General features: G+C 34.5%; 8 protein-coding genes, 1 rRNA gene and 1 pseudogene. 9 read left to right on the top strand and 1 reads right to left on the bottom strand.

Translation table 11 applies throughout. The annotated features are described in order from the left end of the window. From FYJ55_RS09445 to yfcE, 5 genes and pseudogenes are all read left to right on the top strand, one after another. Window positions 1–617, top strand: a pseudogene (locus tag FYJ55_RS09445) (hypothetical protein); the annotation flags it as partial. A 174-nt stretch (window positions 618–791) separates the two neighbouring features. Then, a complete protein-coding gene (locus FYJ55_RS09440) occupies window positions 792–995 on the top strand; it encodes an EamA family transporter (protein ID WP_154556612.1) in 204 nt (67 codons plus the stop codon). An 8-nt stretch (window positions 996–1,003) separates the two neighbouring features. Beyond that, entirely contained in the window at window positions 1,004–1,657 is a 654-nt protein-coding gene (locus FYJ55_RS09435) for a chloramphenicol acetyltransferase (RefSeq protein WP_154556611.1), read from the top strand. Between the two features lie 76 nt (window positions 1,658–1,733). Further along, on the top strand, window positions 1,734–3,383 hold the full coding sequence (locus tag FYJ55_RS09430; protein WP_154556610.1) for a diphosphate--fructose-6-phosphate 1-phosphotransferase: 1,650 nt from the start codon (window positions 1,734–1,736) through the stop codon (window positions 3,381–3,383). 47 nt (window positions 3,384–3,430) lie between these two features. Then, window positions 3,431–3,976, top strand: a complete 546-nt coding sequence (gene yfcE / locus FYJ55_RS09425) for a phosphodiesterase (protein ID WP_154556609.1) — start codon at window positions 3,431–3,433, stop codon at window positions 3,974–3,976. Here the strand turns inward: yfcE and FYJ55_RS09420 are convergent. After that, complete coding sequence (locus FYJ55_RS09420) at window positions 3,936–5,237, bottom strand: sodium-dependent transporter (RefSeq protein ID WP_154556608.1); 1,302 nt, start codon at window positions 5,235–5,237, stop codon at window positions 3,936–3,938. The genes yfcE and FYJ55_RS09420 overlap by 41 nt on opposite strands. A 65-nt stretch (window positions 5,238–5,302) precedes the next feature. Here FYJ55_RS09420 and FYJ55_RS09415 point away from each other — a divergent pair, with 65 nt between their 5' ends. The 4 genes from FYJ55_RS09415 to FYJ55_RS09400 form a co-directional block, all read left to right on the top strand. Next, window positions 5,303–6,025, top strand: a complete 723-nt coding sequence (locus FYJ55_RS09415; protein WP_154556607.1) for a DeoR/GlpR family DNA-binding transcription regulator — start codon at window positions 5,303–5,305, stop codon at window positions 6,023–6,025. 63 nt (window positions 6,026–6,088) lie between these two features. Continuing rightward, window positions 6,089–8,395 (top strand): glycyl radical protein, encoded by a 2,307-nt coding sequence (locus FYJ55_RS09410; protein ID WP_154556606.1) that lies wholly within the window; start codon window positions 6,089–6,091, stop codon window positions 8,393–8,395. Continuing rightward, the gene (locus FYJ55_RS09405; RefSeq protein WP_154556605.1) at window positions 8,358–9,299 is read left to right on the top strand and encodes a glycyl-radical enzyme activating protein; all 942 of its coding nucleotides are present in this window, start codon (window positions 8,358–8,360) and stop codon (window positions 9,297–9,299) included. Before FYJ55_RS09410 ends, FYJ55_RS09405 begins: the two co-directional genes overlap by 38 nt. 426 nt (window positions 9,300–9,725) lie before the next feature. Further along, window positions 9,726–9,806, top strand: a 16S ribosomal RNA gene (locus FYJ55_RS09400); the annotation flags it as partial.

Raw genomic sequence — 9,806 nt, 5'->3', positions numbered from 1 at the left:
CGAGAAGGTGTAGACGTCTGAAACGACAGATACGCGTGCTCTATCGAAAACAGTCTGCTTATATCAAGACTTCACATCATACCTTTATCAACAGAGTCGTTCAGAACACAAGCGAATTCATCCTTGAGCCAATGAACTTCAAGGCTCTTCAAAAGAAGTCGAAGAAAACGGAACGGCAGGATGAGGCAACGGCTGTTAAACAAAAAGACGGCTCTTTGAAGATGGTGTGCAAATATAAACGCAAAAAACGTTATGGACGCTCCATCAAGAACCGTTCTCCAGGTCTTATGCAGGCTGATTTAAAAACAAAGGCAACACAGTATGGAATTCCATACTACGAAATAGATATTCATCAATATCGTGCTTCTCAATTTCACCATGATACGGGTGAATACATTAAACCTGCACTTAACGAAAGGTTTAAAACGATTGAAGGATGTAAAGTACAAAGAGATTTGTATTCTGCCTTTCTGATTTGTCATACTGACGATACATTGACTGCCCCTGATTTTAAAGCCTGTCATCTTGACTTTACACATTTTGTAAAGATGCAGGATACATTGATTCAAAATATGAAAAAATGCGGACACACAATGAAATCATGCTTTGGATTCTAGCATAAAGAATCTCTCATCCAGTCAGGTCTCAGGCGTAAGCCCTGCTGGATGCAGTATGAGTATACAGAGTACAGTCCACATGGATTGGAAATGCTCGAAAAACAAGAGCTATGTAAAGACTATATGCAAGGCCTAGAACCATGCTGAAAGCTTTGCGATGCTCCATTTCTCGCAATGAGAGAAAGAGAATCTCGTCATTTTAATGATGAGAGTACGTCAAAGGATGGACCTGCAAGCATTGTTGTGCCAATTGATAAATTGAGTATACTTGTAACAATTGTTTTTTCTCGTGTTGTATTTCATGAAAAGCTCTCTAAGAAGGCATTACTAGGATTAATTTTGATTACAGTGGGTACTGTAACCATGACGATGATATAGGAGATTTTATGTGTAGATATAAGAAGATTGATTTAGAAAATTGGTGTCGTAAAGAGCATTATTTGTATTATACAAACAGTTTAAATGTTGAAGTGAATATGACGGCCAATATTGATGTGAGTGAGTTATTAACTTTTTGTCATACAAATGGATATAAATTTTATCCAACGTTGATTTATTGTGTGACTAAAGTGTTAAATCGAATTGAGAACTTTAAAATGTTTAAAGATAAAAATGGAGATTTATGTGTGTGGGATTCTTTAGTTCCAAATTATACGATTTTCCATGAAGAAGATCATACATTTTCGGATTGTTGGACTGAGTTTACGGATGATTTTGATTCTTTCTACAAAAATATTACTTATGACATGGAATTAGGTAAAACAAAAAGGGGAATCAAGGTGAAATTAGGCCAACCTGCAAACTTTTATTGTGTTTCATGTACGCCCTGGACTGTATTTACAGCGGTTTCAAGTCGTATGGTCAATGGGGGTGCTGCCTTCTTTCCAATCATCACAGCTGGAAAATATGATGAAAATTATCAGATGCCTGTAAATATCACAATTGCGCATGCCGTAGCTGATGGGTATCATATTGGATTGTTCTTTGAATACTTACAGGAAGAAATGAGTGTTGAATGTTTAAAATCACGCCTTGAATAAAGGCGTCGTATTTACTTTTTTGGCAAAGTGTTATAAAATTTTTAATGTAGGTATAAATTGAAAAGGAGATATAAAAATGAATCAATCACCACTTCAAAAAGCTAGATACCAATACAGTCCAAAATTGCCTGGAATGTTAAGAAATGGTATTTCAGAAATCTGTGTTAAGGAAGGAAACGCAACTCAAAGTGTTGCAGACCAAGAAAAAATTGCGGCTTTATTCCCTAACACTTACGGAGAAAAAGAAATCACATTCGAAAAGGGAGAAAATACTTCTGCAGCTAAAAAACAAGTTGTAGGTGTAATCTTATCTGGTGGACAAGCACCTGGTGGACACAACGTTATTTGTGGTCTATACGATGCATTAAAAGCTACTAGTAAAGAAAACGTTCTTTACGGATTTAAAAATGGTCCTATTGGATTATTAGAAGACAACTATGTAGAATTCGATGATGCATATATCGATGCATACAGAAATACTGGTGGATTTGATATTATCGGATCTGGACGTACAAAATTAGAAACTGAAGAACAATTCGCAGTTGCTGCAAAAGTTTGTGAAAAACACGGAATCACTGCTATCGTAATTATCGGTGGTGATGACTCAAATACAAACGCTGCTGTATTAGCTGAATACTTTGCTGCTCACAATACAGGTGTTCAAGTTATCGGTTGTCCAAAAACTATCGATGGTGACTTGAAAAACGAAGACATCGAATGTTCATTTGGGTTCGATACTGCAACTAAAACATATAGTGAATTAATCGGAAACATCGAACGTGATGCAAACTCTGCTAAAAAATATTGGCACTTTGTAAAAGTTATGGGACGTAGTGCGAGTCACGTAGCTTTGGAATGTGCTTTAGAAACTCAACCAAACATTTGTTTAATTTCAGAAGAAGTTGCTGCTAAAAAACAATCTTTATCTGAAATTGCTGACTATATTGCAGATGCTGTTGAAAAACGTTCTGCAAATGGAAACAACTTCGGTGTTGCAATCATCCCTGAAGGTGTAGTTGAATTCGTTCCAGAATTTAAAGTATTGATTGCTGAAATCAACGAATTATTAGCTGGAAACAAAACAGAAGAATTTAATGCATTAGGTAGCTGGGAAGAAAAATATGCATTCATTGAAAAAGGTTTAACTGCTGAATCAATGGCTGTATTCGCAATCTTACCTCAAACTATCCAACAACAATTATTCTTAGAAAGAGATCCACACGGAAACGTACAGGTATCTTTAATTGAATCAGAAAAATTGTTCTCAGCTTTAGTTAAAGATAAGTTAACTGAAAGAGGATTTACAGGTAAATTCAATGCATTACACCACTTCTTCGGATACGAAGGACGTTGTGCATTCCCATCAAACTTTGATGCTGACTATTGCTACTCATTAGGATACAATGCATTCATGTTGATCCAATACGGATATAATGGATATTTATCAAAAGTATCTAACTTATCTAAACCAGCTGAAGAATGGGTTGCTGGTGGTATGCCAATTACTAAGATGATGAATATTGAACGTCGTAATGGTGAAGATAAACCAGTTATCAAAAAAGCATTGGTTGAATTAGATGGAAAACCATTCAAATTCTTCGAAGCAAACCGTGATACATGGGCTGTTGAAACTGCATATACTTATCCAGGAGCAATCCAATATTATGGACCAACTGAAGTATGTGATTTAACAACTCGTACATTAGCTTTAGAAAAAGGTGAATAATATATAAAAGAATGCTTCGGCATTCTTTTTTCTTAAAAGGAGTACTTATGAAATATATGATCGCAAGTGACATCCATGGTTCAAGTTATTATTGTCAAAAACTAATGGATGCTTACAAATACGAAAAACCAGATCGATTGATCTTATTGGGGGATATTTTATATCATGGACCTAGAAACGATTTACCAAAAGAGTATGCACCTAAAAAAGTAATTGAGATGTTAAATTCCATTTCAGACTCGATTTTATGTGTTCGTGGAAATTGTGATTGTGAAGTCGATCAAATGGTATTGGATTTTCCATGTTTGGCGGATTATTCGATGTTGGATATAAACGGACTCTTTATTTATTGTACACATGGACATTTAAAACCTGTTAAGCTAAAATCTGGATCTTTATTACTATGTGGACATACCCATGTTCCTACCCTTGAAGATCGAGATGGTATTATTTATATGAATCCAGGCTCTGTTTCGATTCCAAAAGAAAACAGCCCTCATAGCTATATGATACTAGAGGACTGTGTATTTATTTGGAAAGATTTAGAAACGCTTAGCCAATACCGTTATAAAGAATTCCCAAAATCAAAATAATGATGGCAAGAAATACATAAACATATTTACCTAAGAATTTAAAAGTCGGTCCAACCGGCTTTTTTCTTCCTTTGTCTAATTCTTGTTTTAAAGCATTCCATCCTAAAACATAGTAAATAGTTATGGCTCCAAGTAGTGCTGCAAAAGGAATAATATAGATTGTGACAACATCCATCCATTTACCTACAATATCTCCATTTTCAATACATACAGAAACGATGAATGTGATCAAGCCGCAAAGTAAAACCGCTTTTTTTCTAGAAATGTGAAAGCGATTTTGCCAAGACTCACACACAGCTTCAAGCATGTTGATTAAACTTGTGATTCCGGCGAAAGCTACTGAAATAAAGAAGAATAAGGCAAAGAGATTGCCAAGTGGCATTTGTTTAAATACTTCAGGAAGGGTTAAAAACATTAAACTAGGACCGCTAACGGGATCAATGCCAAAAGAAAATACGGCGGGCATAATGGCTAATGCCGCTAGCATCGCAGCAATTGTATCAAATATTGCCGTCTGCATACTTGCCTTTGGAATATCTACATTATCCTTTAAATAAGCTCCATATACAATCATTCCCGAACCTGTAATGGATAAGGAAAAGAAGGCTTGGCCCATGGCCATGATCCATGTTTCTTTGTTGAGTAAACATTCCCATTTAGGAACAAACAAAAATTTATAACCTTCGATAGCACCGTCAAATAAGCTGACACGAATGGCAAGGAATATAAATAAAATAAAGAAGGCTGGCATCAATACTTTGTTGACTTTTTCAATGGCATTTGTGGCACTTGTGAATAACAATAAACAAGTAATAAACAAGACTAAAAAGTGACATGGTACATTTGAAAAGGATTGTGTCATATTCGTAAAGAAAGCTGGAATACTATTCGTGAGTAGTTCGTTTGTGACTACACCTTGAATGCTGCGAAATACCCATCCTAAAATGACACTGTATCCAATCGCAATTCCAAGAGATCCAAGTAGTGGAAGCCATCCAATATATTTACCAAATTTATTCTTCCAACAATATGTATAAGCACCTAATGTTCCGGTTTTTGCCATTCTTCCTAGTGCAAATTCAGCCGATAAACCAACAAGACCAAATAAGACGATAAAAATTAAATATGGAATCAGAAAGGCAGCTCCTCCATATTGTCCTAAACGATATGGAAACATCCATATGTTTCCCATTCCCACGGCAGAACCTACACAGGCAAGCACAAATCCTACCGTACTTTTAAAATTTCCGTTTTTATTCATTTGTAGTACCTCGATGTTTCTTAGTATATCACAAAAATGATATAATATTTAAACAGGTGATAAGTATGTTTGTAGAAGAAAGACAAAATTTAATTTTAGAAGATTTACAAGAGAATGGTAAAGTGTTGGTAAAAGATTTAAGTACACGTTTTGGTGTAACACCCGATTTAATTCGTAAAGATTTAGCTTTTTTAGAATCGAAAGGGAAATGTAAAAAGATTTATGGTGGAGCGATTTTGAATCGTTTAAATGTTCATTTGGAGGATGCCAATTCTAGAAAGAATGTGAATAGTAAGGAGAAACAAAAAATAGCACAAATGGCTTATGATTTGATTGAACCAAATATGACAGTCTTTTTGGATATTTCGACTACGAATATTGAATTAGCTAAATTGTTAGTGTTAAGACCTATTTCAGGTATTACAGTCGTTACGAATATGTTGGATGTAATTCAGATTCTTTCTACAAGTCAAATTCATTCTATTTTCATTGGTGGAGAATTTGATTATGCAAGAAATGGCTTTGTGGGTAATATGTGCGATGAATTTCTTCAACGATTTCATTTTGATTTAGCTTTTTTAGGTGTGGTTGGTATAGATTTAGAGTCCAAAAGTGTTATGACCTATATGCCGAACGATGGTCAAACAAAGCGTATTGTTTTAAAACAATCGAAAAAGGCCTATATGTTGGCGGATTCGGATAAGTTTTATCAAATGGGAAATTATGAATATGCCAAAGTGGATGCGTTTTATGGAATTCTACAAACAATAAAAAGTAATAAAAAGTAATAAGGAACTATTGATTTTGATCATAGTTCTTTTTATAATCTAATTGTAGATGGAGGACTTACTATGTTAAATCGTATTTCTATTCTGAAAGATAAAATGTTATCTCAACCACGCTTTGTAAGTATTGAGCAAGCTTTGATTATTACACGAACATATCAAGAAAATGAAGATAAATCGATTCCTTATAAGCGTGCACTTTCTTTGTATAACGCGTTAAGTGAAATTGAAATTGGTATGGAACCTGAAGAGTTGATTGTGGGAAATCGAACAAAGGGTGTTCGTTATGGTGTTGTATTTCCAGAAAGTGGAATTTCTTGGGTGGATCGTGAATTTGAAACGATTCCAACACGTCCTCAAGATAAGTTTAATGTTCGTCCTGAAGACATTGAGACTTTTCGTAAAGTGATTGTTCCATATTGGAAAGGTAAAAGTTTAGAGGATGTTATTAAGAATCGTTTTGGTAATAAAATTAGTGCAATTTCTAAAGTGGTAAAAGTTAATCAAACCGATCATGCTCAGGGGCATATTTGTCCAAATGTAAAGGAATGGTTAGAACTTGGTCCACAAGGCTATATTGATTTAGCTAGAAATCATTTAAAAACATGTTCTGAATCAAAAAAAGAATTCTATGAATGTGTTATTTTAGTGATGCAAGGTGTACAGAAGTTTATGCTTCGTTATCATGATTTAGCTTTGGAAATGAATAAAAAAGATGTCGCAAAGATTTGTGAAAATCTGGCTTATAAACCTGCCGTAACATTTCATGAAGCGTTGCAGTCATTATGGTTTTTATTTGTCGTACTACACATGGAAAGTAATGCATCTAGTTTTTCTCCGGGTCGTTTAGATGAAACTTTGTATTCTTACTATAAACAAGATATAGACTCAGGCATGTTAAAAGAAAGTGAAGCTTTAGAATTGATTGAATGTTTATGGTTGAAATTCAATGAGATTGTATATCTAAGAAATGCGCATAGTGCTAAATATTTTGCAGGTTTTCCAATTGGATTCAATATTTGTGTTGGTGGACAAGATCAAAATGGAAACGATTTTAGTAATGAATTGAGTCATTTGTTTTTAAATGCACAAGAAGATATTGGTCTTCCACAACCCAACTTATCCGTTCGGCTTCATGAACATACGAATGATGAACTGTTAAAACATGCGATTCGAGTTGTTTCAAAAGGCAGTGGAATGCCACAATTTTTCAATGATAAGGCAATTATTAAGGCGATGGAAGATTTAGGAATATCACATTTTGATGCCATGGATTATGCGATTGTCGGTTGTGTGGAACTTACAACACAAGGCAATAATTTAGGTTGGTCGGATTCGGGCATGTTTAATATGAATAAGGTGTTAGAACTTACTTTGAATCATGGTCGTTGTTTGTTGACGGGGAAACAAATGGGGCCTGATTATGGGGCTTTAAGTACATATACTTCGTTTTCTGATTTAGAATCTGCCTTTGAAAAAATGATGGATTATTTTATTGATAAAATGATTCCATGTTTAGAAGAAGTGGAAAAAGCGCATATTGATATTTTACCAACAGCCTTCTTATCAAGCGTCATAGATGATTGCATGGAAAAAGGTATGGATGTAACGCGTGGTGGTGCGCATTATAATTTGTCGGGTATTCAAATAATTCAGGTGGCAAACCTTGCAGATAGTTTGGCGGCTTTAAAAAAGCTTGTATATGATGAAAAGAAAATTGATGCAGCTGATTTAGAAAAAGCTTTGAAAGAAAATTTTTCAAACAATGAAGTCATGCGCCAGATGTTACTAAATCGTGCACCTAAGTATGGAAATGATGTGGAATGGGTGGATGAGATTGGTGCAAAATGGGCATTGAATTTTAGAAACAAATTAAGAAAATATACAAACTATCGTAATGGAGAATATCATACAGGAATGTATACGGTGAGTGCCCATGTTCCTATGGGAGAAAATGTAGGGGCTAGCTGTGATGGAAGGCTTGCCCAAACGCCTTTGGCAGATGGTGGATTATCGGCTGTGTATGGTCGTGACTTAAAGGGTCCTACAGCAGTCTTAAAATCGGTGTCGCATTTAGATAATTCTTGTACAACAAATGGTGGCTTATTAAATATGAAGTTTTTACCAGAATTCTTTAAAACTGAATCGGGTATTGATAAGTTTGCGAATTTTATGCGTACCTTTGTTGACTTAGAGATTCCACATATTCAGTTTAATGTAGTTCGTAAAGAAGATTTATTAAATGCCAAAGCAAATCCGGATCAATATCGCTCTTTGACGGTTCGTGTTGCAGGTTATACAGCATATTTTACAGAACTTGCTGGAGAATTGCAGGATGAAATTATCGCAAGGACAAGTTATGACAACATCTAAAGGATATATATTTGATATAAAGCGTTTTGCGACACACGATGGAAAAGGAATTCGTACAACGGTGTTTTTTAAGGGGTGTCCACTTCGCTGTAAGTGGTGTCAAAATCCAGAAGGATTGTCTTATTTACCACAAGTCTTGTATATGGAATCCAAGTGTATGCATTGTCTTAGTTGTGTACATGCATCAAAACAGGGTGGAGTAAGATGTGTAGATCATAAAATCTGTATTTCAAGAAACGCAAAAGAAGATTGGAATGCGATTTGTGATGTATGTCCTACTTTAGCTTTGAGTATGGATGCCAAAGAATATACGGTAGAAGAATGTGTTCATGAAATTTTAAAGGATGAAATATTCTTTAAAAGAGAAGGTGGAGTTACTTTCTCAGGGGGAGAACCCTTTTTACAAAGTGATTTTTTGATTGATTTATTAAAGGCTTGTAAGGAAAAAGGAATTCATACAGCTATTGAAACAAGTCTATATACGGATTTAGAGAATGTACAAAAGGCTTTACCTTACTTGGATCAGATTTATTGTGATTGTAAATTGTATGATGAAAATTTGCATAAACAATATACGGGTGTTTCAAATGAAAAAGTATTAAAGAATATTGCGTATTTACTTCAGAGTAATAAAAAAGAACACGTGATCGTGCGTACGCCTTTAATTCCGACAATGACTGCTTCTTTTGAGAATATTTCTTCTATATCAAGGTTTTTGGCTTCTTGTTATGGAGATGTTCACTATGAAATCTTGAATTATAATCCTCTGGCCCAATCTAAATATGCGTATTTAGATATGGAGTATTGTTTTAAAGAAAATCCAAAAATGTATTCTAGTGAAAAGATGCAAGAATTCTATGATTGTGCAAAACAAAATGGTATAAAGAATCTAGTTATTGATTAAGGAGCGTAGGCTCCTTTTTTAAATTAAATTCTATTTTTTGATATATGAAAGTAGACTGAAATTTTCTTTCTTTGAGAAAAGTAAATGAAATGTGTTGTCGTATAATTGTAAACATTGAGACGTTTCGTGCTGGATTGAATATCGATTATTTTTTATTTATAGTCTTTTATGTATTTCAAGTCAGCATTATATGACTTGTGTGTAAACACTGTGTTAATGATTTATTTAAATAAATTCAAATATTTTTAAAAAAAATTAAAAAAAACATTTGACGAAGCGAAAAGTATTTGGTAATATAGATGAGCACTGCTGAGGTGCAGATGATCTTTGAAAACTGAACAGGAAATAGAAATACAAACTAAAACGTCAATTTCGAAACGAACAAAGAATTGAAATAAAGATGTCAGAGACATCTGGGAGCTAAATCAAATGGAGAGTTTGATCCTGGCTCAGGATGAACGCTGGCGGCATGCCTAATACATGCAAGTCGAACGAGAGGAAGGAAAG

This window comes from Holdemanella porci (genome assembly GCF_009696075.1).
GTDB classification, from domain to species: domain Bacteria; phylum Bacillota_I; class Bacilli_A; order Erysipelotrichales; family Erysipelotrichaceae; genus Holdemanella; species Holdemanella porci.
This window is presented reverse-complemented; position numbering and strand designations above follow the sequence as displayed.

What these genes read in the sequence shown, in the direction of transcription:
- FYJ55_RS09440 (WP_154556612.1), top strand. Translation starts at nt 792, where the DNA reads ATGAGAGAAAGAGAATCTCGTCATTTTAATGATGAGAGTACGTCAAAG.
- FYJ55_RS09435 (WP_154556611.1), top strand. Translation starts at nt 1,004, where the DNA reads ATGTGTAGATATAAGAAGATTGATTTAGAAAATTGGTGTCGTAAAGAG.
- FYJ55_RS09430 (WP_154556610.1), top strand. Translation starts at nt 1,734, where the DNA reads ATGAATCAATCACCACTTCAAAAAGCTAGATACCAATACAGTCCAAAA.
- yfcE (WP_154556609.1), top strand. Translation starts at nt 3,431, where the DNA reads ATGAAATATATGATCGCAAGTGACATCCATGGTTCAAGTTATTATTGT.
- FYJ55_RS09420 (WP_154556608.1), bottom strand. Translation starts at nt 5,237, where the DNA reads ATGAATAAAAACGGAAATTTTAAAAGTACGGTAGGATTTGTGCTTGCC.
- FYJ55_RS09415 (WP_154556607.1), top strand. Translation starts at nt 5,303, where the DNA reads ATGTTTGTAGAAGAAAGACAAAATTTAATTTTAGAAGATTTACAAGAG.
- FYJ55_RS09410 (WP_154556606.1), top strand. Translation starts at nt 6,089, where the DNA reads ATGTTAAATCGTATTTCTATTCTGAAAGATAAAATGTTATCTCAACCA.
- FYJ55_RS09405 (WP_154556605.1), top strand. Translation starts at nt 8,358, where the DNA reads ATGAAATTATCGCAAGGACAAGTTATGACAACATCTAAAGGATATATA.